This window comes from Flagellimonas flava, from assembly GCF_900129665.1.
Classification (GTDB): Bacteria; Bacteroidota; Bacteroidia; order Flavobacteriales; family Flavobacteriaceae; genus Flagellimonas; species Flagellimonas flava.
In genome coordinates this window covers 75243-99979 of sequence record NZ_FQWL01000008.1, presented here as the reverse complement: position 1 = coordinate 99979, position 24737 = coordinate 75243, and the positions used below count along the sequence as shown (strand labels likewise).

25 protein-coding genes, 3 tRNA genes and 1 rRNA gene are annotated in these 24737 nt (G+C 42.6%); 13 read left to right on the top strand and 16 right to left on the bottom strand.

Annotated elements, in window-relative coordinates:
* Nucleotides 1–154 precede the first annotated feature (154 nt).
* The 3 genes from BUC10_RS16530 to BUC10_RS16520 all read right to left on the bottom strand — a co-directional run bounded on the left by BUC10_RS16530 (nucleotide 155) and on the right by BUC10_RS16520 (nucleotide 2056).
* A tRNA-Ala gene (locus tag BUC10_RS16530) sits at nucleotides 155–228 on the bottom strand.
* A 123-nt stretch (nucleotides 229–351) separates the two neighbouring features.
* Nucleotides 352–425, bottom strand: a tRNA-Ile gene (locus BUC10_RS16525).
* Between the two features lie 107 nt (nucleotides 426–532).
* Nucleotides 533–2056: ribosomal RNA gene (locus tag BUC10_RS16520) — 16S ribosomal RNA — on the bottom strand.
* Nucleotides 2057–2497: 441 nt separating this feature from the next.
* Between BUC10_RS16520 and thrS the strand changes: the two genes are divergently transcribed.
* The 4 genes from thrS (at nucleotide 2498) to rplT (ending at nucleotide 5710) form a co-directional block, all read left to right on the top strand.
* Nucleotides 2498–4438, top strand: a complete 1941-nt coding sequence (gene thrS, locus BUC10_RS16515; protein ID WP_073181715.1) for a threonine--tRNA ligase — start codon at nucleotides 2498–2500, stop codon at nucleotides 4436–4438.
* A gap of 30 nt (nucleotides 4439–4468) precedes the next feature.
* The gene (infC, locus tag BUC10_RS16510; protein ID WP_084732690.1) at nucleotides 4469–5023 is read left to right on the top strand and encodes a translation initiation factor IF-3; all 555 of its coding nucleotides are present in this window, start codon (nucleotides 4469–4471) and stop codon (nucleotides 5021–5023) included.
* A gap of 50 nt (nucleotides 5024–5073) precedes the next feature.
* Nucleotides 5074–5271, top strand: a complete 198-nt coding sequence (rpmI, locus tag BUC10_RS16505) for a 50S ribosomal protein L35 (RefSeq protein ID WP_073181711.1) — start codon at nucleotides 5074–5076, stop codon at nucleotides 5269–5271.
* A gap of 94 nt (nucleotides 5272–5365) precedes the next feature.
* A complete protein-coding gene (gene rplT, locus BUC10_RS16500; protein WP_073181708.1) occupies nucleotides 5366–5710 on the top strand; it encodes a 50S ribosomal protein L20 in 345 nt (114 codons plus the stop codon).
* 63 nt (nucleotides 5711–5773) lie between these two features.
* Here rplT and BUC10_RS16495 read toward each other — a convergent pair whose 3' ends face one another.
* Nucleotides 5774–6196, bottom strand: coding sequence for a secondary thiamine-phosphate synthase enzyme YjbQ (locus BUC10_RS16495; protein WP_073181706.1), 423 nt, complete (start codon nucleotides 6194–6196; stop codon nucleotides 5774–5776).
* Nucleotides 6197–6268: 72 nt separating this feature from the next.
* Here BUC10_RS16495 and BUC10_RS16490 point away from each other — a divergent pair, with 72 nt between their 5' ends.
* Together BUC10_RS16490 and BUC10_RS16485 are read left to right on the top strand one after the other, a co-directional pair.
* Nucleotides 6269–7060 carry an HAD family hydrolase gene (locus tag BUC10_RS16490; protein WP_073181704.1) on the top strand — a complete coding sequence of 264 codons (792 nt, stop codon included), beginning with the start codon at nucleotides 6269–6271 and terminating at the stop codon, nucleotides 7058–7060.
* Nucleotides 7057–7557, top strand: a complete 501-nt coding sequence (locus tag BUC10_RS16485; RefSeq protein WP_073181702.1) for a cupin domain-containing protein — start codon at nucleotides 7057–7059, stop codon at nucleotides 7555–7557. Before BUC10_RS16490 ends, BUC10_RS16485 begins: the two co-directional genes overlap by 4 nt.
* Nucleotides 7558–7567: 10 nt before the next feature.
* Here BUC10_RS16485 and BUC10_RS16480 read toward each other — a convergent pair whose 3' ends face one another.
* The 5 genes from BUC10_RS16480 to tgt all read right to left on the bottom strand — a co-directional run bounded on the left by BUC10_RS16480 (nucleotide 7568) and on the right by tgt (nucleotide 13838).
* Nucleotides 7568–8872, bottom strand: a complete 1305-nt coding sequence (locus tag BUC10_RS16480) for an asparagine synthetase B (RefSeq protein ID WP_073181700.1) — start codon at nucleotides 8870–8872, stop codon at nucleotides 7568–7570.
* Nucleotides 8856–10400, bottom strand: a complete 1545-nt coding sequence (gene dnaB, locus BUC10_RS16475; RefSeq protein WP_073181699.1) for a replicative DNA helicase — start codon at nucleotides 10398–10400, stop codon at nucleotides 8856–8858. The genes BUC10_RS16480 and dnaB overlap by 17 nt, the downstream gene beginning before the upstream one ends.
* Nucleotides 10401–10567: 167 nt before the next feature.
* Nucleotides 10568–11521: an acetyl-CoA carboxylase carboxyltransferase subunit alpha gene (locus BUC10_RS16470; protein ID WP_073181697.1), complete on the bottom strand. Its 954-nt coding sequence runs from the start codon at nucleotides 11519–11521 to the stop codon at nucleotides 10568–10570.
* A 104-nt stretch (nucleotides 11522–11625) separates the two neighbouring features.
* The gene (locus BUC10_RS16465; RefSeq protein ID WP_073181695.1) at nucleotides 11626–12708 is read right to left on the bottom strand and encodes an LptF/LptG family permease; all 1083 of its coding nucleotides are present in this window, start codon (nucleotides 12706–12708) and stop codon (nucleotides 11626–11628) included.
* Entirely contained in the window at nucleotides 12708–13838 is a 1131-nt protein-coding gene (gene tgt / locus BUC10_RS16460; protein ID WP_073181693.1) for a tRNA guanosine(34) transglycosylase Tgt, read from the bottom strand. Before tgt ends, BUC10_RS16465 begins: the two co-directional genes overlap by 1 nt.
* A 157-nt stretch (nucleotides 13839–13995) precedes the next feature.
* Here tgt and BUC10_RS16455 point away from each other — a divergent pair, with 157 nt between their 5' ends.
* Genes BUC10_RS16455 through BUC10_RS16440 form a run of 4 tightly spaced genes read left to right on the top strand, consistent with a single transcriptional unit; the run spans nucleotide 13996 to nucleotide 17164 of the window.
* On the top strand, nucleotides 13996–14841 hold the full coding sequence (locus tag BUC10_RS16455) for a transketolase (RefSeq protein ID WP_073181691.1): 846 nt from the start codon (nucleotides 13996–13998) through the stop codon (nucleotides 14839–14841).
* Nucleotides 14842–14853: 12 nt separating this feature from the next.
* Nucleotides 14854–15540, top strand: a complete 687-nt coding sequence (locus BUC10_RS16450; RefSeq protein ID WP_073181689.1) for a hypothetical protein — start codon at nucleotides 14854–14856, stop codon at nucleotides 15538–15540.
* A gap of 7 nt (nucleotides 15541–15547) precedes the next feature.
* Nucleotides 15548–16501, top strand: a complete 954-nt coding sequence (locus BUC10_RS16445) for a transketolase family protein (protein ID WP_073181688.1) — start codon at nucleotides 15548–15550, stop codon at nucleotides 16499–16501.
* Between the two features lie 51 nt (nucleotides 16502–16552).
* The gene (locus tag BUC10_RS16440) at nucleotides 16553–17164 is read left to right on the top strand and encodes an outer membrane beta-barrel protein (RefSeq protein ID WP_073181686.1); all 612 of its coding nucleotides are present in this window, start codon (nucleotides 16553–16555) and stop codon (nucleotides 17162–17164) included.
* Between the two features lie 53 nt (nucleotides 17165–17217).
* On the opposite strand, the gene BUC10_RS16435 is transcribed toward BUC10_RS16440, so the two are convergent.
* A complete protein-coding gene (locus BUC10_RS16435; RefSeq protein WP_073181684.1) occupies nucleotides 17218–18189 on the bottom strand; it encodes an FKBP-type peptidyl-prolyl cis-trans isomerase in 972 nt (323 codons plus the stop codon).
* Nucleotides 18190–18268: 79 nt separating this feature from the next.
* Between BUC10_RS16435 and BUC10_RS16430 the strand changes: the two genes are divergently transcribed.
* Both BUC10_RS16430 and BUC10_RS16425 read left to right on the top strand, forming a co-directional pair.
* On the top strand, nucleotides 18269–18640 hold the full coding sequence (locus BUC10_RS16430) for an RNA-binding S4 domain-containing protein (RefSeq protein WP_073181682.1): 372 nt from the start codon (nucleotides 18269–18271) through the stop codon (nucleotides 18638–18640).
* 36 nt (nucleotides 18641–18676) lie between these two features.
* Complete coding sequence (locus tag BUC10_RS16425) at nucleotides 18677–19174, top strand: phosphoribosyltransferase family protein (RefSeq protein ID WP_073181680.1); 498 nt, start codon at nucleotides 18677–18679, stop codon at nucleotides 19172–19174.
* On the opposite strand, the gene BUC10_RS16420 is transcribed toward BUC10_RS16425, so the two are convergent.
* Entirely contained in the window at nucleotides 19166–19681 is a 516-nt protein-coding gene (locus BUC10_RS16420) for a shikimate kinase (RefSeq protein ID WP_073181677.1), read from the bottom strand. The genes BUC10_RS16425 and BUC10_RS16420 overlap by 9 nt on opposite strands.
* Before the next feature lie 121 nt (nucleotides 19682–19802).
* Between BUC10_RS16420 and BUC10_RS16415 the strand changes: the two genes are divergently transcribed.
* Nucleotides 19803–19875 (top strand) — tRNA-Lys (locus BUC10_RS16415).
* Between the two features lie 97 nt (nucleotides 19876–19972).
* Here BUC10_RS16415 and BUC10_RS16410 read toward each other — a convergent pair.
* The 5 genes from BUC10_RS16410 to uxaC all read right to left on the bottom strand — a co-directional run bounded on the left by BUC10_RS16410 (nucleotide 19973) and on the right by uxaC (nucleotide 24734).
* Nucleotides 19973–20494, bottom strand: coding sequence for a glutathione peroxidase (locus tag BUC10_RS16410; RefSeq protein ID WP_073181675.1), 522 nt, complete (start codon nucleotides 20492–20494; stop codon nucleotides 19973–19975).
* 113 nt (nucleotides 20495–20607) lie between these two features.
* Nucleotides 20608–21906 (bottom strand): TRAP transporter large permease, encoded by a 1299-nt coding sequence (locus BUC10_RS16405; protein WP_073181672.1) that lies wholly within the window; start codon nucleotides 21904–21906, stop codon nucleotides 20608–20610.
* A 1-nt stretch (nucleotide 21907) separates the two neighbouring features.
* A complete protein-coding gene (locus tag BUC10_RS16400; protein WP_073181670.1) occupies nucleotides 21908–22366 on the bottom strand; it encodes a TRAP transporter small permease in 459 nt (152 codons plus the stop codon).
* Nucleotides 22367–23284 carry a TRAP transporter substrate-binding protein gene (locus BUC10_RS16395; RefSeq protein WP_245812849.1) on the bottom strand — a complete coding sequence of 306 codons (918 nt, stop codon included), beginning with the start codon at nucleotides 23282–23284 and terminating at the stop codon, nucleotides 22367–22369. It abuts the gene before it with no gap.
* A gap of 46 nt (nucleotides 23285–23330) precedes the next feature.
* Nucleotides 23331–24734: a glucuronate isomerase gene (uxaC, locus tag BUC10_RS16390; RefSeq protein WP_073181666.1), complete on the bottom strand. Its 1404-nt coding sequence runs from the start codon at nucleotides 24732–24734 to the stop codon at nucleotides 23331–23333.
* Nucleotides 24735–24737: the final 3 nt, after the last annotated feature.

Below are 24737 nucleotides of genomic sequence, written 5' to 3'. Positions count from 1 at the left end.
GTAATCCTTATATATTCTATTCTACTTCGTGTTTCTTCTTTGACTTCGCAATGATGGTACAATACCATCATGCTCCGTCCCAATATGTCAATGAACTTGTGGCGGGCCGCCACTGGCAGTTACAAAAATGCCGTGGACAGCTTTTACGCCCTTGTGGAGAATACCGGAGTCGAACCGGTGACCTCCTGCGTGCAAGGCAGGCGCTCTAGCCAGCTGAGCTAATTCCCCATATACTAGTCGTTAGTACATAGTAGTTAGTAGTTAGTCCATAACTACCGCCCAACTTCCAGAATTTCCTTTCAACATTTAATGAACTTCGGCCCCCTTCGCACCAGGCTCCGGTGACCACAGTAGTCTCAGGCAGACTCGAACTGCCGACCTCTACATTATCAGTGTAGCGCTCTAACCAGCTGAGCTATGAGACTGTTTGGCCTAAAATTGCCAGTATGTTTACATATTATAAGACAGCATAAAAGAAAAACAAAGGGACCACCTGATGCCGGACCCGAATCGTCCGGTCGTCTTTCTCTAGAAAGGAGGTGTTCCAGCCGCACCTTCCGGTACGGCTACCTTGTTACGACTTAGCCCTAGTTACCGATTTTGCCCTAGGCCGCTCCTTGCGGTGACGGACTTCAGGCACTCCCGGCTTCCATGGCTTGACGGGCGGTGTGTACAAGGCCCGGGAACGTATTCACCGGATCATGGCTGATATCCGATTACTAGCGATTCCAGCTTCACGGGGTCGAGTTGCAGACCCCGATCCGAACTGTGACCGGTTTTATAGATCCGCTCCCCCTCGCGGGGTGGCTTCCCTCTGTACCGGCCATTGTAGCACGTGTGTGGCCCAGGACGTAAGGGCCGTGATGATTTGACGTCGTCCCCACCTTCCTCACGGTTTGCACCGGCAGTCCCGTTAGAGTCCCCGACTTGACTCGCTGGCAACTAACGGTAGGGGTTGCGCTCGTTATAGGACTTAACCTGACACCTCACGGCACGAGCTGACGACAACCATGCAGCACCTTGTAATGAGTCCGAAGAAAAGCCTATCTCTAAGCCTGTCCCACTACATTTAAGCCCTGGTAAGGTTCCTCGCGTATCATCGAATTAAACCACATGCTCCACCGCTTGTGCGGGCCCCCGTCAATTCCTTTGAGTTTCATTCTTGCGAACGTACTCCCCAGGTGGGATACTTATCACTTTCGCTTGGCCGCCGAGCCCGAAGGCCCGACAGCTAGTATCCATCGTTTACGGCGTGGACTACCGGGGTATCTAATCCCGTTCGCTACCCACGCTTTCGTCCATCAGCGTCAGTACGTTGTTAGTCACCTGCCTTCGCGATCGGTGTTCTATGTGATATCTATGCATTTCACCGCTACACCACATGTTCCGGCAACTCCACAACGACTCAAGACCGCCAGTATCAAAGGCAATTCTACGGTTGAGCCGCAGACTTTCACCCCTGACTTAACGGCCCGCCTACGGACCCTTTAAACCCAATGATTCCGGATAACGCTCGGACCCTCCGTATTACCGCGGCTGCTGGCACGGAGTTAGCCGGTCCTTATTCTTACGGTACCGTCAGACACCTACACGTAGGTGCGTTTCTTCCCGTATAAAAGCAGTTTACAACCCATAGGGCAGTCATCCTGCACGCGGCATGGCTGGATCAGTCTCCCGACCATTGTCCAATATTCCTCACTGCTGCCTCCCGTAGGAGTCTGGTCCGTGTCTCAGTACCAGTGTGGGGGATCCCCCTCTCAGGGCCCCTAACCATCGTTGCCTTGGTAAGCCGTTACCTTACCAACAAGCTAATGGTACGCATGGCCATCCCTGTCCGATAAATCTTTAATCCCTCCACCATGCGGTGGTGGGATACCATGGGGCATTAATCCAAATTTCTCTGGGCTATTCCCCTGACAGGGGCAGGTTCCATACGCGTTCCGCACCCGTGCGCCGGTCGTCGGCAAAGTGCAAGCACTTCCCGTTACCCCTCGACTTGCATGTGTTAGGCCTGCCGCTAGCGTTCATCCTGAGCCAGGATCAAACTCTTCATTGTAAAAAGTTAAATAAATTCAACTCCCAAACAATACAAGGTCCTTGACATCAAAATGGTTCTTTGTTATTCTCTTTTACGCTGTCTATACAATATGTCAAATGAACTTCAAAAATCCACAAGAGAAAAAAATAAGGCCCGCAGACCCTCCTAAATCCCCCAGTAAACAACCCAGCTTTATCAGCTAAGCGGGTGCAAATATAGAGAGGTTTCTTTTATCCAACCAAACAATTTCAAAAAAAAAATCAAAAAAAACACAAGTCATTGCAAATCAGGTATTTAAATTTCAAAATTTTGAATTTCAGCCTATTACGGTAAGCCTATTTAACGAACCCCATTTATAATCCTCTGAAAGAAAGGTTTCTATCAATACAATCCTCCTACTATTGTAAGCATCATATCAAGATAGTATCTTTGCGCTCCATCCAAAATAAAGGAGAACAAATGATTCAGATTACATTGCCAGATGGCGCAATAAAAAAAGTTTCCAAAGGCACGACTCCCATGGAGATTGCCAAAAATATCAGTGAGGGTCTTGCAAGAAATGTTATTTCCGCAAAATTCAATGATACCACAGTGGAAACCGTCACTCCTTTAGAAGAGGATGGAAACCTTACATTATATACATGGAACAATGCGGAGGGCAAAAAAGCTTTCTGGCACTCCAGTTCGCATGTTGTGGCCCAAGCGCTGGAAGAACTTTATCCAGGCATCAAACTAACCATTGGCCCAGCCATAGAAAATGGATTCTATTACGATGTTGATTTTGGAGAACAGGGTATTTCAGAAAAAGATTTTCCAGCCATCGAAAAAAAAGCTCTGGAAATTGCTCGTGGAAAACACGAGTATAAAATGCGAAGTGTGTCAAAAACCGAAGCGTTATCCTATTATAAAGATCAGAACAACCCTTACAAAGTTGAACTTATTGACAACTTAGAGGATGGCACCATAACTTTTTGCGACCACAGTACCTTTACCGATTTGTGCCGAGGGGGACACATCCCCAATACTGGCATCATAAAAGCCATAAAAATCCTAAGTGTTGCAGGGGCATATTGGCGAGGAGATGAAAATAATACCCAATTGACAAGGGTTTATGGTATTTCATTTCCTAAACAAAAGGAGCTTACCGAATATCTTGCCTTGTTGGAGGAGGCCAAAAAACGTGATCATAGAAAATTGGGTAAGGAACTGGAGCTCTTCACCTTCTCACAAAAAGTTGGACAAGGACTGCCTTTGTGGCTTCCGAAAGGAGCTGCCTTGAGGGAACGTTTGGAGCAATTCCTGAAAAAAGCTCAAAAAAAGGCTGGGTATGAAATGGTGGTCACTCCCCACATCGGCCAAAAAGAGTTATATGTCACCTCTGGGCATTATGCCAAATACGGGGAAGACAGTTTTCAACCTATTCATACTCCAAAAGAGGAGGAGGAGTTTCTTTTGAAACCCATGAACTGTCCTCATCATTGCGAAATATATAATAGTCGCCCTTTTAGCTACAAAGACCTACCCAAACGTTATGCAGAATTTGGAACTGTCTATAGATATGAACAAAGTGGAGAACTACATGGACTTACACGAGTAAGGGGTTTCACTCAAGATGACGCCCATATTTTTTGTACGCCTGATCAGCTGAACGAGGAGTTCAAGAATGTAATAGACCTTTCACTTTATGTTCTGGGCTCATTGGGTTTTGAAAACTTTACGGCCCAAGTTTCGGTTCGTGATTTGGACCAACCAGAAAAATATATCGGCGATACCGATAATTGGGAAAAAGCTGAACAGGCCATTATCAATGCTGCCGAAGAAAAAGGACTCAACTTTGTTATCGAAAGTGGTGAAGCTGCTTTCTACGGGCCCAAACTGGATTTCATGGTGAAAGACGCCCTTGGGCGGCAATGGCAATTGGGAACCATCCAAGTTGACTATAACCTGCCAGAACGCTTTGATCTTACTTACAAAGGAAGTGACAATGAACTGCATCGTCCAATAATGATTCATCGGGCTCCTTTTGGGAGTTTAGAACGATTTGTGGCATTGTTATTGGAACATACTGGAGGGAATTTCCCGTTATGGCTTATTCCGGAACAGGCTATAGTCCTGCCAGTCAGTGAGAAACATGAAAAATATGCTGAAAAAGTTTTGAATTCGTTGGAAAATCACGAAATTCGCGCGCTCATTGATAATAGGAATGAGACGGTCGGGAAGAAAATCCGGGAAGCCGAGCTGAAGAAAATCCCATTTATGCTCATCGTTGGTGAGCAAGAGGAAGCCTCCGAAACCATTGCCGTAAGAAGACATGGAGGAGAGGATTTTGGAAGCATCAGCATCAATGAATTTTCTGACTTGGTAGCTACTGAAATAAATAGTACCTTAAAGTCGTTCTAAGAATTTTAGTTTAATTAAAAAGTATACGTCATAGCAATACGAAGAAGATTTAGACCCCAACCACGGAGGGAAAATAAGAACCCTCACAATATCAATGACAAGATTACAGCCCCTGAGGTTAGGCTCGTTGGGGACAATGTGGAAGTAGGGGTATACCCTATTGCCAAAGCAATGGCCAAGGCCAATGAACTGGAACTGGATTTGGTGGAAATATCCCCCAAGGCCAATCCGCCGGTTTGTAAAATCATAGATTACAAAAAGTTCCTTTACGAGCAGAAAAAAAGGGAAAAGGCCATGAAGGCCAAAGCCACGAAAGTTATAGTAAAGGAAATCCGGTTTGGTCCGCAGACAGATGACCATGATTATGAGTTTAAAAAACGTCATGCGGAGAAATTTCTAAAAGATGGAGCCAAGCTAAAGGCATATGTCTTTTTTAAAGGAAGATCTATCGTTTATAAGGATCAAGGTGAGATTCTACTGCTTCGTTTGGCACAGGAACTCGAAGAACTTGGCAAGGTAGAGCAGATGCCAAAATTGGAAGGGAAAAGAATGACCATGTTCATTGCTCCCAAAACCAAAAAATAAATAAAGCGGGAGACCAAATTGTTTTGGTCATAATTTATAAAGAGGAGAAAATGCCTAAAATGAAAACAAAATCCAGTGCTAAAAAGCGATTTAAGCTTACAGGTTCTGGTAAAATCAAAAGAAAGCACGCTTTTAAGAGTCATATCCTGACTAAAAAGTCTAAAAAGCGTAAGCTTAAGTTGACCCACTCCACATTGGTGCACGAGTCGGATGTCAACAGCATCAAGGAACAATTACGATTAAAATAATTGTTCAAACACAGGTACATTAATTTATAACCATGGAGTCAGGCTCTAAAAAGCGTTCGCAATTGAACCGCCTGCTACAAAAAAATGAAACATTATGCCAAGATCAGTAAATTCAGTTGCTTCTAGAGCTCGAAGAAAAAAAGTAATGAAGCAAGCCAAAGGTTACTTTGGAAGACGTAAAAACGTTTGGACAGTAGCCAAAAATGCGGTAGAGAAAGCAATGCTTTATGCCTACCGTGACAGAAGAAACAAAAAACGTAATTTCCGCGCCCTATGGATCACTCGTATCAATGCAGGTGCCAGAATGCACGGAATGTCTTACTCCCAGTTCATGGGAAAAGTTAAATCCAACGGAATAGAACTTAATCGTAAAGTTTTGGCGGATTTGGCCATGAACCACCCAGATGCTTTTAAAGCCATCGTGGAGAGAGTAAAATAAGATTTTATATAAACTTACCCCGCTTATCAAAATCCCGCTCAATTGAGCGGGATTTTTGTATTTCTAAATTCCTGAAACCGTGAGCACCAATTTTCTCCCAGAGGCATGGTCCCGATGCTCACAAAGGTAAATTCCTTGCCAAATCCCCATATTCAGCCTACCATTCGTTATTGGAATGTTCACCGATGCTCCCAGCAGGGAAGACTTTATATGTGCGGGCATATCATCTGGCCCTTCATAGGTATGCACATAGTAAGGCGCATCTTCGGGAACCATTTGGTTAAAGTGACTTTCAAAATCTAAACGGACCGTAGGGTCGGCATTTTCATTAATACTCAAACTGGCAGATGTATGCTTTATAAAAACCTGCAACATGCCCATTTTGAATTCTCGGATTTCCGGTATGGATCGTTCAACAATATCCGTTATCAAATGAAATCCCCTTGAATGGGGTTTAAGTGTTATTTCCGATTGGTGCCATTTCATAAGTTGTGAATTTAAGACAAAGTTTACTTCATTCCCATAGCAAGACCTACCTTTGCAGTTTAAATCAAATGCATGGACCTTTCCCAGATTAAAATGGTTGTCTCTGATATGGATGGCACCCTACTTAACTCAAAACATCAAGTCAGCGATAGATTTTTTGAACTTTTCAAGTCCTTGGCCAATAGGAACATTCGTTTTGTGGCTGCAAGTGGAAGGCAATATCATAGCATTGTGGACAAGCTTGACCCTATACGGGAAGATATCCTTGTGATTGCAGAAAATGGAGCATTGGTAAAAGACAAAGAGAGGGAGCTGTTGGTCACCCCAATTGAACACCACCTTAAGAACGACCTTCTTTCCATAGTCGACCACATTGAAGGCGCCCATGCTATGTTATGCGGTAAGTACAACGCTTATTTTGATGGAAAGTCAGCACCCTTTTTGGAACAATTGAAGGAGTACTATTCGAGTTATGAAATACTGGATAATCTTCATGACGTAACGGACGAAATTATTAAAATAGCCGTGTACCACAGCATAAATGCCGAGGAATACATCTACCCGGCCATGAAAGGTTTGGAAAGTCAGGTTAAGGTGAAGGTCTCGGGTTTAAATTGGGTGGATTTAAACCATTCTAACGCACACAAAGGGCATGCTTTGGAAAAGCTCATGAACGCTTATGGCTTAAAGTCCCATGAAGTTTTAGTCTTTGGCGACTATAACAACGATTTGGAAATGTTGGAATTATCGGATTATAGCTTTGCAATGGCGAATGCACACCCCAATGTAAAGCAAATTGCAAAATATGAAACCTTGAGCAATGACGAATTTGGTGTGGAGCACATCTTGGAACAGCTGGTATGAACAGGATTTCACAACTTATTTCCAATTTCGGACTTCAACCCCATCCGGAAGGAGGGTACTTTAAAGAAACCTATAGGAGTGATGGTTTAATACCCAAAATCTCCCTTCCGTCCCACTATCCCGGGAATAGAAACTACGCCACGGCCATTTACTTTTTGTTGACATCAGACACATTTTCAGCTTTTCATAGGATAAAGCAGGATGAGATATGGCATTTTTACGAAGGCTCTCCCATAAAGCTTCATGTAATATCCGAAACGGGTGCATATACGGAGCAATTAATCGGAACCAATTTCTCAGCCGGGGAGGTCCCCCAATTCGTGGTTCCGGGAAATCATTGGTTTGCCGCTGAAACTGTAGAACCCAATAGTTACTCCTTTGTTGGTTGCACTGTTTCACCAGGTTTTGATTTTGCAGATTTTGTCATGGCAGATGGCACAGGGTTGGCAGCTCAATTTCCAGACCTTGGTGATGTAATAGGAAGACTAACCCGGTAAAGACTCTATCTTAGGTCTTCTGCTTCTTCTTACGAGCAGCGGGGAACAATACATTATTCAAAATAAGGCGATATCCAGGCGAGGTTGGATGCAGCTCCAATTCGGTTTTGGGGTCCCCTACCCTATGCTGGTAATCTTCCGGATCGTGTCCTCCGTAAAAGGTAAAGAAACCTTTGCCCTTTATCCCATGGATATAGCGTGCTTCCCCATTGATTTTGTTCTCTCCCAATATCATGACCGTTGGTTTAACCTCATTTCTGGTAAAGGCGGTTGTCTGACCCATGAATCCTTTTACCAATGTAGTATGGTTCTGGGTCAACATGGTGGGTACAGGATCCCATTTGGCCGAGAACTCCATCAACGAAAAATAGTCCGACTCCCTTGGGACATTCCTACGTTTATTGGTCATATCAATGGATGAAAACTCATATCGAAGGGGGTTTCGCTCCAAAACGAAATTGGTGAAAGCGAAGGTGTTTCCGTAATCCAGTTTTCCTTGATAGTTGGCTTCTGATGGATCACCATCGAACATAGGTTCACAAATGTCCACACTTTCAGCTGCCAAAGCAATGTCAAAACTATCCGCAGCAGAGCACATGGCAAACATAAATCCGCCCCCTATCACATAATTTCTGATTTTAAGGGCTACGGCCCTTTTTTCTTCCGAAACTTTGTCAAAACCCAACTTCTGAGCCAAGGCCTCAGCTTTTTTCTTTCCTTCAATATACCAGGGAGCCGCCCGGTAAGCACCATAGAACTTTCCATACTGGCCCGTAAAATCCTCGTGATGCAAGTGTAACCAATCATACAACACCAATTTATTGTCCAGCACCTCTTCGTCATAAACCGTGACATACGGAATCTCTGCATACGTTAGGACCATAGTCACCGCATCATCCCAGGGTTGGTTTCCCTTGGGAGAGTACACTGCAATTTTAGGGGCTTTTTCCAAAATGACAGCTTCTTGGTTTTGGGATGGACTGCTTATCCCATCTAAAATTTGCTCTGCCTGGGCATCAGACAAGACCTCAAAGGAAACACCCCGAATCTGGCATTCCTTTCTGATGGTTTCTCCATCCGGTAATAGAAAAGACCCGCCCCTATAGTTTAACAGCCATTGCACCTTTTGCTGTTTCCCCAACACCCAATAGGTTATCCCGTAGGCTTTTAAATGGTTTTCTTGACCCTCCGCATCCATCGGTATAAGAATAACTGAGGCAAACGATTTAAAAAAGAATAAAAAGAAAAAGAAAAGGAAGGCACTTCTCGCTTTGGCTTGAAGCGGCGAGCTTACAATTTTAGAAAGGTACGTCATTCTCCGGGTCATCGTCACTATTCATTGCGCTGCCAAATGCCTCATCTGTGCTTGGAAGATTCGGTGTTGCAAAAGGGTTTTCTTGATCCGCATTCATCTTAGACTGAAACTCAAATGGGGAATCAAAGTCATCCAAGTTATCAAATTTACCCAGTGCACCCACAAACTTTAACCTAATATTATCCAATCCACCGTTTCTGTGCTTGGCCACAATAAATTCGGCCTGACCTTGGGTAGGGGTCCGTTCTTCATCATCCCACTCATCAATTTTGTAGTATTCAGGTCGATAAATGAATGACACAATATCTGCATCCTGCTCAATGGCACCTGATTCCCTCAAATCAGAAAGAATAGGACGTTTGCTGCCACCACGCGTTTCCACTGCCCTAGACAACTGGGACAACGCTATGACGGGCACATTAAGTTCTTTTGCCAGTGCTTTTAGGTTTCTTGAAATCGTTGAAATTTCTTGTTCCCTATTTCCACCTTTTTGGCTACCCCCAGCGGTCATCAATTGCAAATAATCAATTACGATGAGCTTTATACCATGCTGGGATGCCAACCGTCGAGCTTTTGCCCTTAAGTCGAAAATCGAAAGCGATGGAGTGTCGTCAATAAACAAAGGAGCCTTTTCCAAGGCCTTTACCTTTACATTGAGCTGTTCCCATTCATGTTTTTCCAATCTCCCGGTTCTGAGCTTTTCGGAGGATAGACCTGTCTCTGACGAAATTAAACGGGTAATCAACTGTACAGAGGACATTTCCAAGGAGAAGAATGCTACGGGAATTTCCGAGTTTACGGCGATGTTCCTGGCCATTGAAAGCGTTAACGCCGTTTTACCCATACCAGGCCTCGCAGCCACAATAACCAAATCGCTGGGTTGCCAACCTGAGGTCAGTTTGTCAAGTTTATCAAATCCAGAGGGAATTCCACTTGTACCTTCTTTGTTTGAAATCTCCTCAATTTTCTTTTTGGCCTGAATGACCAAATCCAATGCGGTTTCGGCGGATCGTTTCAGATTACCTTGAGTAACCTCGTATAATTTGGCTTCCGCACTATCCAACAAATCAAAAACATCGGTTGAATCGTTGTATGCATCTTCAATGATTTCGTTTGAAATTTTAATCAAACTTCGCTGAATGTATTTTTGAAGTACGATACGGGCATGAAACTCAATATGGGCGGAAGAAGCCACTTTTTGAGTCAATTTTATCAGGTAAAAATCACCTCCTACGGCTTCCAAGTGTCCGTCCTTCTTTAATTGCGAAGAAACGGTTAATAAATCCACTGGCTCCGAAGATTCAAACAATTTGAAAATAGCTTCGTAGATAAACCTATGGGCATCTTTGTAAAAGGCATCGGGATGTAAGATATCTATTACTTCATCCACTCCTTTTTTGTCAATCATCATCGCCCCTAACACAACTTCCTCTAAATCAACAGCTTGCGGAGGTATCTTACCTCTCTCAAGGTTGATTAGGGTGGATTTGTCAACTTTATGACCAATAATCGGGCTGGGCTTATCCATAACTACGAAAGTAGGTAATTAACCTTTAGTTAACTTTAAATTTATCCTTTGCGATGTTCACAGGTAATAAACAAAGTTAGTGTTGATAACTTTGAAATATTGTTAATAACCTGAAAATGTTTGAAGAAAAAAACTGAAAAAAATGAGGATGGGCCAGAAACCCGTTATTACCCGTTGAACACTCCCATAGAAGCATACTTTTCCATTCGGGTTTTTACGAGTTCTTTTGGTGATAACTTTTTTAGCTCCTCAAAATGGGCCGAAATTTTATTCCGAACGGTCTCGAAAGTTTTTTCTCGATTGGTGTGCGCACCCCCTAAGGGTTCCTTTACAATCTCATCCACCAACTTCTGTTTTTTCATATCCGTGGCCGTAAGTTTCAAGGCATCCGCTGCCTGCTCCTTAAACTCCCAGCTTCTCCAAAGAATGGAAGAACATGATTCTGGGGAGATTACAGAATACCAGGTATTTTCCAACATCAACACCTTATCCCCTACTCCAATGCCCAAAGCACCGCCTGAAGCACCCTCACCAATAATCACCACAATGATGGGGACCTTTAAACGGGTCATTTCCAAAATATTTCTAGCAATGGCTTCGCCCTGACCTCTTTCTTCGGCCTCAATTCCAGGATAAGCACCGGGAGTATCCACAAAACATACCACTGGAACACCAAATTTTTCGGCAGACTTCATTAAACGTAATGCCTTTCTGTAACCTTCCGGATTGGCCATACCAAAGTTTCGATATTGCCTAGTTTTGGTGTTGTAGCCTTTTTGTTGGCCCACGAACATATAGCTCTGCTCACCAATTTTTCCCAAACCACCGATCATCGCTTTGTCATCCTTCACGGTCCTATCGCCATGCAATTCCAAGAAGGTGTCCCCACAAATTGCATTGATATAGTCCATTGTATAGGGTCGGTTGGGATGTCTGGACAATTGAACCCGTTGCCAAGCGGTAAGGTTTTTATAGATGTCCTTTCGTGTTTCGCCCAACTTCTTTTCAATCTGAAGGCAGGTTTCGCTAACATCTACATCGCTCTCCTCTCCTATTATCATACATTTTTGAAGCTGGTCTTCAAGTTCTTTAATGGGAAGTTCAAAATCTAAATACTCCATGGAAGTTTGGTTTCAACAAAATATTGGGGACAAATATAAAACTTTAATGATACTCCGTGCCTCCTACCGGCATCAATTCCCCTTCAAAGGATTAGTGTAAAAGCTTATCGTTTGGCTCTCATCAACATATATACTGCAAAAGCCCCAAAAAGAAGGTTGGGAATCAAAACCGCCAACAAAGGTGAGAAGCCAGATTGCTCTGCCAAGGTTCCAAAAACCTTATCGAAGAATATGTAGATAAAGGCCACACCAATTCCAAAGGCAAGATTTAATCCCATTCCTCCCCTACGTTTAACCGAGGAAACGGCTACCGCGATAATGGTAAGAACAAAAGCTGTTATGGGAAGTGCCCATCGTTTGTATTTCACCAAAATATAGGCATTGATATTGGAGGCTCCTTTCCGTTTTTGATCATCGATGAACTCGTTCAACTCAAAAAGGTTCTTGGTTTCCGCCACATAGGAAACCGGGGTAAGGTCTTCAATTTTAAATGTGAACAAGGTATCCAACCTACGTTTGGTTTCCATGATTTCCACCCCGTCCCTAAGCTTACGTTTAACGTAATTTGTCAACCTATATATACTGTCTTTTTCTATCCATCTAATATTGGTAGAGGAAATTTTATAGTCGAGCTGTTTGATGGAATCGAAATGCTCAAAGGTAAAATTGTAGCCAATTTTTCTGCTGGGCTCAAAACTGCTTACATAAATGTAATCGTTCTCATTTAACTGGTTGAAAATATTCGTAGTTTCCCTTACCTGTTTTCCTCGTTTGAAATACTTGTATTCAAATTCGTTGTACCCAATACTTGCATGAGGCACAATAAACATCCCCATCATAAAAATCAGAAAGGCGACCAAGGTCGCACCTATTAAGTAAGGCCTTAGGAATCTCCAGTAGGACACCCCAGAACTTAAGATAGCCACAATCTCAGTATTACTTGCCAATTTGGAGGTAAAGAAAATGATGGACAGAAAGAGGAATATGGGTAGCAATAGGTTCCCGATCACCAGGGTGAAATTGCCATAAAACACAATTACCTCTCCCAGCGGAGCTTCATTGTCTATGATCTTTCCAACTTTTTCGGCCAAATTGGCCATGATGCCAATGGGAACAAACAACATCAGCATTCCCAAAAAGGTCACCAGATATCGTTTCAAGATGTATCTATCCAGTATGGTAAGCATTACAATCTTTTATCCATTTGTTGAACCATTTTGGTCTTCCATTCCTGAAAATCTCCCACTAAAATACGTTCTCTCGCGGTACGCACCAACCAGAGATAAAAACCGAGGTTGTGGATCGTAGCGATTTGCTTGCCCAAATATTCGTTGGCAGCAAATAAATGTCGTAGATACGCCTTCGAGTACTCAGTATCTACAAAGGTGATGCCCATCTCGTCGATTGGGGAGAAATCGGCCTCCCATTTTTTATTCTTGATATTTATGGTCCCGTGAGCGGTAAACAACATTCCGTTCCTTGCGTTTCTAGTTGGCATAACGCAATCGAACATATCTACGCCCAAGGCAATATTTTCCAAGATATTGATGGGTGTACCCACACCCATTAGATACCGTGGTTTGTCCTCCGGTAAAATATCGCAAACCAATTCGGCCATGGCATACATTTCCTCAGCAGGCTCACCAACAGAAAGTCCCCCTATAGCATTTCCCTCTGCACCTACCGAAGCTATGTATTCGGCCGACTGCTGACGTAGGTCCTTATATGTAGACCCTTGGACAATCGGAAAAAAACTCTGGGAATATCCATACTTAAAAGGTAATTTTTCCAAATGGTTGATACATCTATCCAACCATCTATGGGTCATGTGCATGGAACGTTTGGCATAATTGTAATCGCATGGGTAAGGTGTACATTCGTCAAAAGCCATGATAATATCAGCCCCAATGGTTCGTTGGATTTCCATCACATTTTCAGGGGTGAAAAAGTGATTGGATCCATCAATATGCGATTTGAACTTGACCCCTTCCTCTTTAATCTTTCTATTGTTGGACAAGGAATACACTTGATAACCGCCGCTATCCGTTAATATATTTCGGTCCCAGCCCATAAACTTATGAAGTCCCCCCGCTTCTTCCAGAATGGCAGTTTTTGGCCTTAGGTAAAGGTGATAGGTATTGCCCAAAATGATATCGGGATTGATTTCCTCACGTAGCTCCCGCTGGTGCACCCCTTTTACAGAGGCTACCGTGCCAACCGGCATAAAGATGGGAGTTTGAATTGTACTATGATCCAAGGTAAGCGTTCCGGCCCGTGCCTTGCTTTGGTTGTCCTTATGTTCTAGGGTAAATTTCAATGGTAACTTTTAAAACCGCAAATATAGCCAACTCCACCACTACAAAGCCTTAACAAAAAAATAAAGTTTCCCTTCGCAAAGCGTTTCGTAAAATAATGTACAAGTGCTTGTTTAACAACGGGAATGCCGTTACTTTTGAGAGCTTAAAATCAATACGATGCCAAACATTCAGGAATTACAGGATTTAGTTACCCAGGTTCGCAGGGATATTTTGCGAATGGTACACAAGGTAAACTCTGGACATCCAGGGGGTTCCTTAGGTTGTACTGAGTTTTTTGTTGCACTGTACAACGAGGTAATGGAGTTGAAAGATGGTTTTGATATGGATGGAATTGGTGAAGACCTTTTCTTCCTTTCCAATGGCCATATCTCACCTGTTTTTTATAGTGTTTTGGCACGACGTGGTTATTTCCCTGTTGATGAATTAAACACATTTAGATTGATAGATTCCAGATTGCAAGGTCATCCAACAACCCATGAAGGACTTCCGGGTGTACGTGTAGCTTCCGGGTCTTTGGGTCAAGGTATGTCTGTGGCCGTTGGCGCAGCTTTGGCCAAAAAGTTAAATGGGGATAATCATTTGGTTTACAGTTTGCATGGGGATGGTGAACTTCAGGAAGGGCAGAACTGGGAAGCCATTATGTATGCCGCAGGAAACAAAGTGGATAATTTGATTGCGACCATAGACAGAAATGGCCAGCAGATTGATGGTGGTACGGAAGATGTATTGCCCTTGGGCGATGTAGCCGAAAAGTTCAAGGTTTTTGGTTGGGATGTTATGGAAATTGAAAACGGGAACAACTTGGAACAAGTCATTTCCGGACTGAAAGAAGCCAAGAGCAGAACCGGAAAAGGAAAGCCGGTTTGTGTGGTAATGACCACAGAAATGGGCAATGGGGTTGATTTTATGATGTACACCCACGCATGGCATGGCAAGGCCCCAAGTGACGAACAGCTGGAGACCGCTTTGGCGCAAAATCCAGAGACTTTAGGCGATTATTGATAAACGTCAATCATGAAAAAGTTATTTTCACTATTTCCAATGCTGTTAATGGGATGCTTATGCTTCTCCCAGAATTTTGACTTTAAACTGGACTATGAAATAACTTATTTAATTCCTAAATCCAATGATACAGTTCGAATTAGGGTAGGCAATGCAGGACAATATCTGTTTACCGATTCCAAGACCGTGACATCAAGTTTTAGGAACTCCTTCCGCAAATTTGGCGGCAACAATAAAAATGCCATCATGTCCGGCAAACTGTTCTTGGATATGTCCACTAATTTCATGTTAATGCAAATGCAGATAGACAACAACACAGTTTGGGGACATGTGGACCTTACCACATTCATGAATCAAAACAAGTCCTTTGACTCCAAGGAGGAAACGGCTTTGGTAAAAAAATCGACCTCCGAAATCGTAACTATAAATGGCACCGAATATAGGGTGTATGAAATTGCACCTGCCAATAAGCCGGATGATATTCTATATGCCGCTTTTGACGACACCTACGATTTGGATTACAATACGTATTTTGGAAAGCTGTTTTCTGCCGCTCTTGGAGAAAAATTCAAAGTTGATATCCCAAACGGTGCATTGGTCTACGCCAGGGATAAAGATGGAAACGAGCAATTCCGACTTTTAGGAATAAAAGAAGAACAACTAACGGGTACCGTAGACCTCAATTTTACGCTAGAATAACATTATTATGACAAAATATACTGACCAAGGAAAACAGGATACAAGAAGCGGTTTTGGTGCCGGAATGACAGAATTGGGTCGAACCAACCCAAACGTGGTGGCTCTTTGCGCCGATTTGGTGGGCTCCCTAAAAATTCAAACGTTCATTGACGAAAACCCTGATCGTTTCTTTCAAGTGGGAATTGCCGAAGCCAATATGATGGGGATTGCCGCTGGACTTACCATTGGCGGAAAGATTCCTTTTACCGGAACTTTTGCCAATTTTTCCACGGGAAGAGTTTATGACCAAATCAGACAGTCCATCGCCTATTCGGGGAAAAATGTTAAGATATGTGCTTCACATGCTGGGCTTACCTTGGGAGAAGATGGGGCTACCCATCAAATTCTTGAGGATGTGGGTATGATGAAGATGCTACCAGGGATGACGGTCATCAATCCATGCGACTTCAATCAGACCAAAGCAGCTACCATTGCCATCGCAGAACATGAAGGCCCTGTTTACCTTCGTTTTGGAAGACCAAAGGTGGCCAATTTTACTCCAGTAGACCAGAAATTTGAGATTGGCAAGGCACTTATGCTAAATAAGGGTACGGATGTAACGATCATAGCTACCGGTCATTTAGTATGGCAATCGCTTATCGCAGCGGAAAACTTGGAAAATCAAGGAATCTCGGCTGAAGTAATCAATATTCACACTATAAAACCTTTGGACGACGAAGCTATTTTGGCTTCTGTCAAGAAAACAGGTTGTGTGGTTACTGCGGAGGAACATAACTACCTGGGAGGACTTGGCGAGAGTGTTTCCAGAGTACTGTCCATGAGTCATCCTGCTCCCCAGGAATTTGTGGCCACTCAAGATACTTTTGGTGAAAGTGGCACCCCTGATCAACTTATGGATAAGTATGGTTTAAACAATAAAGCCATAGAAGCTGCCGTTTTAAAAGTGTTGAAACGAAAATAGTTTTCGGTATCATCTTTGATACATTTCAACCAATTAAAAAACGAAGCACTTATGAAAAAAACACTCTTCATTGCAGTGTTGGCCCTAATGGGTACAGCTGCATTTGGCCAAAGCGGTTCAGGCTTTGGTGTAAAAGCAGGAATCAGTTACAACAAAAACGGAGATTTAATTCGGACTATTAGTAATTCTGCCCAGAACGCGGTGGAAGGTGCCGAGGGCAAAACCGGTTACCACTTTGGTTTCTGGGGAAAACTGGATTTTCCTAAAATTTACCTGAGGCCAGAACTGGTTTATACCAAAACCAAGAGTACCTATGATGTGGACGGCGACTCTAATGATTATGATGTTTCCAAATTGGACTTACCGGTACTGTTAGGTTATAAATTGGTTGGGCCGCTACATATTTTCGCGGGACCTGCCTTTCAATATACCCTAAGCAACGACTTGGGAGATTTGGAAGTGGAAGACGTAGAGAACGATTTCACCGTCGGGCTGAACGCCGGTGTAGGTGTTAATCTCGGTAAATTAGGATTGGATGTGCGCTATGAGCGTGGTTTCTCGAAAAACGAGGCCCAGATTATTTCGAACAATATCACCAATATTGAGGGAAGGGTAGATTCAAGACCATCGCAAGTAATTTTTGCCCTATCCCTGAAGTTGTAGAAAAAAAGAAAATTTATACCGTATAAAAAGCCCCGTTTAAAACGGGGCTTTTTTTAGTTTGTATCAGGATCCAGATAATCAGGAGTCCCATCGCTATCCGAATCTGGGTAAGGGAATATGATTTCACCCGTATCATCATTGGTTATCTCATTTCTGGTGGACACTCCATCCCCATCATCATCTCCATCTTGAAAATCGGCAAACCTAGTGACCAACCCAGAGTTGGATTCTACATCCACGTCTGTATTATCATCAAATAGATACCCGTTTCCATTTACATCTTCTTGAATGGAAGGAACACCATCGTTATCGCTGTCCGTATTTTCAATGACCCGCCCCACCTCTACTTGGAATACCAAATTAGCATACCGTGGTAAGGTATTGCTGGGACCGGTTCCGGAGAAATATGCCAGTCCAGATGGCATAATAATAAGGCCAATACCACTATCGTTATATTGGAAAGTACCATCAGGATTTACTACCAACCCATCGTTGGTAGCTGATGTGAGTTTGGAAATACCATTGGAATATCCTCGCAAGAAAAACGGTAATTCTTGCCAAATAAAACTTTCGGATGCATCAAATTTGACTCCGTCCAAAAGCATACCCTCATACCTTAAAAAAGTAGAGTCGGCCACCGTTGGCATTACTCCTTTTCCGTCTCTAGCAACCAAATAGTAAAGTGTATGGGGAATATCATTTTCTTCCTCACTAAGACCTAACTGGGAGGATGAAACCTGCACGGTAACAGAGCTAACCTGGTCGGCCAATGGAGTCTTATCCGCATTTGCGCCTGCAATGGTATCTATTTTAATTTTGATATCCAGAGCATCCGGATTCGCATCAAATTCTTCGTAATTATAAAAATGTGTGCGTAAGTATTCCTGAATCTCCTCATCGTTTTCTGGCGAAACCTCCGCCAACAGTCTCGGAGGGACAGTTTCAAGGTCAGGACCATTGTCGTCGTTATTGCAGGAAACGCATAAAACCATCGTAACCAAAAAAGCTAAAAAACCGTTCTTCATTCAAAAACTTGATTTAGCTGCGCAAGATACAATTTTCCACTATTTTTGCTCCTTACGTTAACAAAGATTTGCAGACCTTATGCGCATTGATAAATATCTCTGGTGTATTAGATACTATAAAACTAGAAACGTTGCCACAAATGCTGTTAAAAAAGGTCAAGTTCGGGTTAACGGGAGTGTAGTCAAAGCCTCACGGGAAATTTATCCCTTGGACGAAATTGTGCTTAGAAAAAACCAGATCGACCATAAACTTACCGTTTTGGATATTCCCGAGAGTCGTGTGGGAGCCAAATTGGTGGACATCTACAGAAAAGACACCACACCAAAGGAAGCTTTTGAGCATACAGATTTGTTGAAACACGCTAAAGAGCATTATCGTAAAAAAGGGCTGGGTAGGCCCACTAAAAAAGATCGCAGGGATATAGATGATTATTTGGATGAATCCGAATAATCTGTTTTTTATCTTTGGTAGCACTAAATTAGTTTCATGTTGAACCGCATACTCACCCACGAACAAATACAGCATAAGGTAAAGCGCATAGCCTATCAGATTTATGAGGCCAATGTAAACGAGAAGGAAATCATTGTTGCCGGGATAGATGGCGGTGGACTGAACCTGGCCAAAAAAATAACTACGACCTTAAGAAAAATTACCGAAGCACAGATTGTGCTCTGTAGCTTAAAAATGGATAAAAAAGACCCTCTTAAAAGTGGGGTGAGTACATCAATAAGTGAAGATGCATATAAAAACAAATCCATTGTTCTTGTAGACGATGTGCTTAACTCCGGCACTACGCTGATCTACGGGGTCCACCATTTTCTCAAAACGCCCATAAAACAATTAAAGACCGCCGTTCTGGTCAACAGGAACCATAAAAAGTATCCGATAAAGGCCGATTATAAGGGGATATCGCTCTCAACCTCCTTAAATGAACATATCCGCGTAGAGTTTGAGGCCAAAAACAACGCGGTTTACCTAGAGTAGTTTCTCCTTTACCTCAGCGACAAGTTCCACTATCGACTTACCGTAGCAATCCAAAGTAAATTTGGCCCTTGCATAAAAAGATCTTCTTTCAAAAAGGTGTTTCCCAACAAATTCTGGCAATTCCTCGTTATTCAGATTCTTTACCAGTGGGCGTTCCTCTTTCTCTTTGGCTATACGCTCCACTAAAGTGGCAACTGGCAGCTGCAGGTATATTGAATGATCGGAATGTTTTAGAATCGTATCCATATTTATACCATAGCATGGGGTCCCCCCCCCAGTAGAAAGTAACAGGGATTCTTTTTCCGTTAGGACCTTTTCCAACATTTGGTGTTCCAGTTTCCGAAAAAAGATTTCTCCTTTTTCCTGAAAAATGTCTTTGATGGATTGGCGTTGCTGTTCTTCGATATAGTCATCCAAATCCACAAAATCAAGACCTATTTCTTTGGCCAACAACCTTCCAACAGAAGACTTTCCACTTGCCATATAGCCGACTAAAACTACTTTCATTTCCTTGAATTAAAACCGATTTCAAAAAAACACAAATTTATCATTAAATCATCTTGCAAAATAGATTATTGATATTATATTTGCACCCGCTTAAGGCTACTCACGGTAGTAAATAAAGCAAGACCTGATAGCTCAGTTGGTAGAGCATCTCCCTTTTAAGGAGAGGGTCCTGGGTTCGAGCCCCAGTCAGGTCACTTAAAAAGCCCATAAATCTTTGATTTATGGGCTTTTTGTTTCTTGTTCCAATATGGGGGAATTAGACTTTGTCAAGCTTATATTTTCAATTCAAGTCTACAAGTATTTAGTAATCTTTGAACTTAGTGGTTTTGTAAAAGAATAGTAATAATCAATAAGTTGGCCTTTAGGACTGACCAAATACTTTTGAAAATTCCACTGAACCTTTGAACTTTTCTTGCCATTCAATTTCTTTAATGTCAACCAACTGTAAAGCGGATGTTGATGAACACCTTTGACATTAAGTTTTTCGGTCAGCAAAAACGTAACACCAAAATTGAGCTCGCAGAAACCTCGGATTTGTGAAGCGCTACCAGCTTCTTGCCCACCAAATTGATTACATGGAGCACCAATCACCACTAATTGATCAGGGTATTTGTCACTTAACTGTTGTAAATCCTTATACTGCGCTGTAAATCCACATTTTGAAGCAACATTGACAAACAGAATATATCTCCCTTTAAATATTGATAAATCAATTGGATTACCTCCGAGGTCGTTAACCGGAATGTCATAAATTGATTTCAATGCCTCTGGCACTTTGGAAGGAGCGGTCTTAATTTTTATGGCAGTCTTCATAAGGGGCCTATAATATTTTGAACTTCCTGTTTTTGCCCAAAATTACAAATTTGTTTAATTAAAATTAAATATCCTTAAACAAAATAATTTGTGATTATTGCCCTCTCTCTGTTTCACACCTTAAAAATCCCAGGAAGCCATAAACTTATCGCTGGAATGTACGTCACCAACAAAAGGGCCAAAATCATCGCCAAAAACAAAGGAATTAGAGGTTTAAGCACTTTTTCGATGGTGGTATTGGCCACACCCACACCTATGAAAAGCACCGAACCCACAGGAGGAGTGCAAATTCCTATACATAGATTTAGGACCATCACAATCCCAAAATGCACAGGGTCCATTCCCAATTTTGTCACAATCGGTAAAAAAATTGGCGTGAATATCAACACTGCTGGGGTGATATCCATAAATATACCCACGAACAATAATAACAGATTTATAATTAGAAGAATTGCGATTGGGTTATCGCTCAAAGCCAATAAAGTGGTGCTAATATCCTGCGGAATACTTTCATAGGACATTACCCAAGACATGCTCATGGAAGCTCCAACCAGCAGCATGACAATGGCTGTGGTGGCGGAAGAATCCAACAAGATTTCGGGAAGGCTTTTCCATCTGATTTCTTTGTAGGCAAATCCCAAAATCAACGTATATAAAACGGCAATGGCCGAAGCCTCCGTAGCGGTAAATATGCCTGATACAATACCCCCTATTACCAAAACGAGCAACATCAAACTAGGAAATGCATCAACAAAGGTCTTCCCTATTTCCTTTAAACTGCTTCGTTTTCCAGTTTTATACTTTTTCTTCTTTGCCCAAACAGAAGCTACCAGCATCAAGAAAAGGCCTGTTAGAATTCCGGGTAAATATCCTGCCAAAAATAAGGCAGCAATGGAGACGCCCCCGCTGGCAAGGGAATAGACAATAAGAACATTACTTGGCGGAATAATCAATCCTGTTGTACTGGAAGTAATGTTAACCGCTGCACCAAACTCCTTGGAATAACCTTCTTTTTCCATTTCTGGCCCCAAAATACTGCCTACGGCAGAGGCAGATGCCAAGGCTGAACCCGCAATGGCCCCCATAAGCATGGCCGAAATAATATTGATCAACGCCAGTCCACCTGGAAGGGCTCCCACCAAAGTTTTGGCAAAGGCAATTAACCTATGGGCCACACCTCCCTTGTTCATGAGCTGACCAGAGAGAATAAAAAACGGTATGGCCAGTAAGGCAAAACTATCCAATCCGGCAGCCATTCGTTGCGACACTGTCGTCAAAGCCGGTAAAAAGGGAATACTGACAAGCATCGTAAGTAATGAAGAAAGTGCAATGCTCCAAGCAACGGGAGTTCCTATGGAAAGAAAGAGCATAAAACCTAAAACAAGTACTAAAATTGGAATAACCTCTGCCATTTCAATTGTATTTTAGGTCATGAAGTTTATAATAGACAATCAATAATCCGCTAATTGGAATTACGGTATAGACTAAGGCCAGCGGTATTTGGAGTGCCGGCGATTTCTGCCCTAGTAGATAACTGATATACACCAATCTACTACCTCCCAGGACCATGGCGAAAAGTGCAAAAAGCAGTATCAGTACATAGACGATTGCTCTTAACCTTCTTTGCGATTTTGGAGATAGTCTTGAAGGAAGTGCTTCGATTGCCACGTGCATTTTTTTCCCAGATACGAAGGCTGCGCCCATAATCCCTACCCAAATCATTAGATATCGAGCCAATTCCTCAGTAAAGGAACTGGGACTTCCCAGTAAAAATCTGCTGCACACCTGCCACAATACATTGACCACCATTACTCCCATGATCATTGCCAGAAGGATTCCCAGAATTTTATCGACTTTTTTTCTCACCTCCATTCAGTTCGTATTTCGTATTTCTTCAATTAAAGTGTTCATAGTTGAATCTTGCTGGTATGCATCGTAGAATCCACTTACTTTTTCAATAAATGGGGATTTATCTGGGACTATCACTTCCACCCCAGCCTCCATTACAGCTTCAATGGCTCTTTTTTCTGCTTCGGCCCATAATTCCCGTTGATAGGCAATAGAGATTTCTGAAGCCTCTTTCAGCCACTTTTGCTCCTCATCGGACATTTTGTTCCATGCATGTGTCGCGATGACGAGCACATCTGGTAAAAAGGTGTGTTCATCCAGCACATAATACTTGCACACTTCATAATGTTTTGACAAATAGAAACTTGGGGGATTGTTTTCAGCACCATCCACAATACCCTGTTGCAAAGAGGTGTAAAGCTCTCCCCAAGAAATAGGAGTGGGCGAACCTCCTAGCTCGCGAACCATTTCCATGGCCGTTACACTTTCCATCACCCGAATTTTGAGGTTTTTTAAATCTTTTGGGGATTCCACAGGACGTTCTTTAGTGTAAAAGCTCCGACTACCCGCATCATAATACCCCAATCCTTTTAGCCAATACTTTTGTCCTTCGTTTAAAAGCCGTTGTCCTATGGGGCCATCTAAAACCAGAAAGGAATGGTCCCTATCTCGAAACAGAAACGGCATACCCAAAACCTTCATTTTAGGGGCGAAATTTTCCATTACCCCAACAGAAACCTTGGTCATATCCAGACTTCCCATTTGCAATAGCTCCAAACATTCGCGTTCGGTACCCAACTGTTGGCTGGGAAAAATCTCCAATGTCATTTTACCTTCGGAAAGCCTGCCCAGTTCTTCTCCCATTTTTACCATCGCCTGATGCACCGAATGGTTCACATCCAGACCGTGGGCCAATTTTAACACTTTTGTATCATTCTCCATACATCCGCAGAAGAAAATCGGTAAAATCCCCAACAGGATATAAAACCTAAAAATTGAAGTACTCTTTGGCATTATTGTAACAAATATCTTGTATGATTTTACCAATCCATTTTATATCGGTTGGCAGTTCTCCCCGTTGTATTTCTGCCCCAAAAAGATTGCACAGAATCCTTCTGAAGTATTCATGTCTGGGGAAGGATAAAAAGCTTCTCGAATCCGTAAGCATACCGATGAAAGTGCTTATCATTCCCATGTTCGATAGGGTATTCAACTGTTTTTCAATTCCATCTTTTTGATCTAGGAACCACCACCCCGAACCAAATTGGACCTTACCTTTTACAGTGCCATCATTAAAATTTCCTGCCATGGTGGCCAAAACCTCATTGTCTGAAGGGTTTAAGTTATAGAGAATGGTTTTTGAAAGAGTGTTGTTTTCATCCAACTTACTAAGAAATCTGGACAATGTAGCAGCCTGTTTAAAGTCGCCTATGGAGTCCCAACCCGTATCCGGGCCCAAAACTTTTCCCATACGACGGTTGTTATTGCGCAGCGCTCCCAAATGGAATTGCTGTACCCAACCCATTTCGTGATAACACTCCCCAAGAAACAGCAATAAGGCGGTCATAAATTGTTCCTGCTCTATAGGGCTGATCATCTTCCCTGCCCTACGCTTTTGAAATATGGCTTCAATTGTTATGGGTGCGGCCTCTTCAAATGGAATATAACTCAGACCGTGATCCGATATCGAGCATCCATTAACCTTGAAATAATGCAGCCGGTCCAACAAGGCATCGCATAAATCCTGATAGGTCCCAATCTGGGTTCCACTTGTTTCTTCAAGAACATCCAAATAATTATTGTAATCCTCGTTACCAATTAGGATGGCCCTATCCGGCCGAAACGCCGTTCCTACCTTAATTCCGAAATCACTCTGCCCCAAGGTTTGGTGATATACCAAGGTGTCCGTTGGGTCCTCAGTGGTGCAAAGCACTTCTACATTCATCATTTCCAATAGACCCCGGCAGCCATACTCCCCCGTTGCCAGTTTCTCTTTGGTTAATTGAAAGACCGTGTCTGCATTTTTATCCGATAACAATTCATGAAAATTGAAGTATCTGACCAGCTCTAAATGAGTCCAATGGTAAAGGGGGTTTCTAACCGTATAAGGAACTGTACCAGCCCATTTTTGAAACTTTTCCCTGTTAGAAGCATCCCCTGTAATATATTTCTCATCAACGCCCAATGCCCGCATTGCCCTCCATTTATAGTGATCTCCAGCGATCCAAACTTCAGTGATGTCATCATAGGTCTTATCCTCCAAAATCTGTTGGACCGGTAGGTGATTGTGGTAATCAATAATGGGCATCTTGCTCGCATACTCATGATAGAGTTCCATGGCATACTTGCCCTGTAATAAAAAGTCGTTTGCTATAAACTTGTTTTTGCTCATATT

What these genes read in the sequence shown, in the direction of transcription:
- uxaC (WP_073181666.1), bottom strand. Translation starts at nt 24,734, where the DNA reads ATGAGCAAAAACAAGTTTATAGCAAACGACTTTTTATTACAGGGCAAG.
- BUC10_RS16485 (WP_073181702.1), top strand. Translation starts at nt 7,057, where the DNA reads ATGAACAGGATTTCACAACTTATTTCCAATTTCGGACTTCAACCCCAT.
- BUC10_RS16455 (WP_073181691.1), top strand. Translation starts at nt 13,996, where the DNA reads ATGCCAAACATTCAGGAATTACAGGATTTAGTTACCCAGGTTCGCAGG.
- BUC10_RS16425 (WP_073181680.1), top strand. Translation starts at nt 18,677, where the DNA reads ATGTTGAACCGCATACTCACCCACGAACAAATACAGCATAAGGTAAAG.
- dnaB (WP_073181699.1), bottom strand. Translation starts at nt 10,400, where the DNA reads ATGGATAAGCCCAGCCCGATTATTGGTCATAAAGTTGACAAATCCACC.
- BUC10_RS16465 (WP_073181695.1), bottom strand. Translation starts at nt 12,708, where the DNA reads ATGCTTACCATACTGGATAGATACATCTTGAAACGATATCTGGTGACC.
- BUC10_RS16480 (WP_073181700.1), bottom strand. Translation starts at nt 8,872, where the DNA reads ATGACGTACCTTTCTAAAATTGTAAGCTCGCCGCTTCAAGCCAAAGCG.
- rpmI (WP_073181711.1), top strand. Translation starts at nt 5,074, where the DNA reads ATGCCTAAAATGAAAACAAAATCCAGTGCTAAAAAGCGATTTAAGCTT.
- BUC10_RS16440 (WP_073181686.1), top strand. Translation starts at nt 16,553, where the DNA reads ATGAAAAAAACACTCTTCATTGCAGTGTTGGCCCTAATGGGTACAGCT.
- thrS (WP_073181715.1), top strand. Translation starts at nt 2,498, where the DNA reads ATGATTCAGATTACATTGCCAGATGGCGCAATAAAAAAAGTTTCCAAA.
- BUC10_RS16405 (WP_073181672.1), bottom strand. Translation starts at nt 21,906, where the DNA reads ATGGCAGAGGTTATTCCAATTTTAGTACTTGTTTTAGGTTTTATGCTC.
- BUC10_RS16420 (WP_073181677.1), bottom strand. Translation starts at nt 19,681, where the DNA reads ATGAAAGTAGTTTTAGTCGGCTATATGGCAAGTGGAAAGTCTTCTGTT.
- rplT (WP_073181708.1), top strand. Translation starts at nt 5,366, where the DNA reads ATGCCAAGATCAGTAAATTCAGTTGCTTCTAGAGCTCGAAGAAAAAAA.
- BUC10_RS16495 (WP_073181706.1), bottom strand. Translation starts at nt 6,196, where the DNA reads ATGAAATGGCACCAATCGGAAATAACACTTAAACCCCATTCAAGGGGA.
- BUC10_RS16410 (WP_073181675.1), bottom strand. Translation starts at nt 20,494, where the DNA reads ATGAAGACTGCCATAAAAATTAAGACCGCTCCTTCCAAAGTGCCAGAG.
- BUC10_RS16470 (WP_073181697.1), bottom strand. Translation starts at nt 11,521, where the DNA reads ATGGAGTATTTAGATTTTGAACTTCCCATTAAAGAACTTGAAGACCAG.
- BUC10_RS16450 (WP_073181689.1), top strand. Translation starts at nt 14,854, where the DNA reads ATGAAAAAGTTATTTTCACTATTTCCAATGCTGTTAATGGGATGCTTA.
- BUC10_RS16435 (WP_073181684.1), bottom strand. Translation starts at nt 18,189, where the DNA reads ATGAAGAACGGTTTTTTAGCTTTTTTGGTTACGATGGTTTTATGCGTT.
- BUC10_RS16430 (WP_073181682.1), top strand. Translation starts at nt 18,269, where the DNA reads ATGCGCATTGATAAATATCTCTGGTGTATTAGATACTATAAAACTAGA.
- BUC10_RS16400 (WP_073181670.1), bottom strand. Translation starts at nt 22,366, where the DNA reads ATGGAGGTGAGAAAAAAAGTCGATAAAATTCTGGGAATCCTTCTGGCA.
- BUC10_RS16490 (WP_073181704.1), top strand. Translation starts at nt 6,269, where the DNA reads ATGGACCTTTCCCAGATTAAAATGGTTGTCTCTGATATGGATGGCACC.
- BUC10_RS16445 (WP_073181688.1), top strand. Translation starts at nt 15,548, where the DNA reads ATGACAAAATATACTGACCAAGGAAAACAGGATACAAGAAGCGGTTTT.
- BUC10_RS16395 (WP_245812849.1), bottom strand. Translation starts at nt 23,284, where the DNA reads ATGGAGAATGATACAAAAGTGTTAAAATTGGCCCACGGTCTGGATGTG.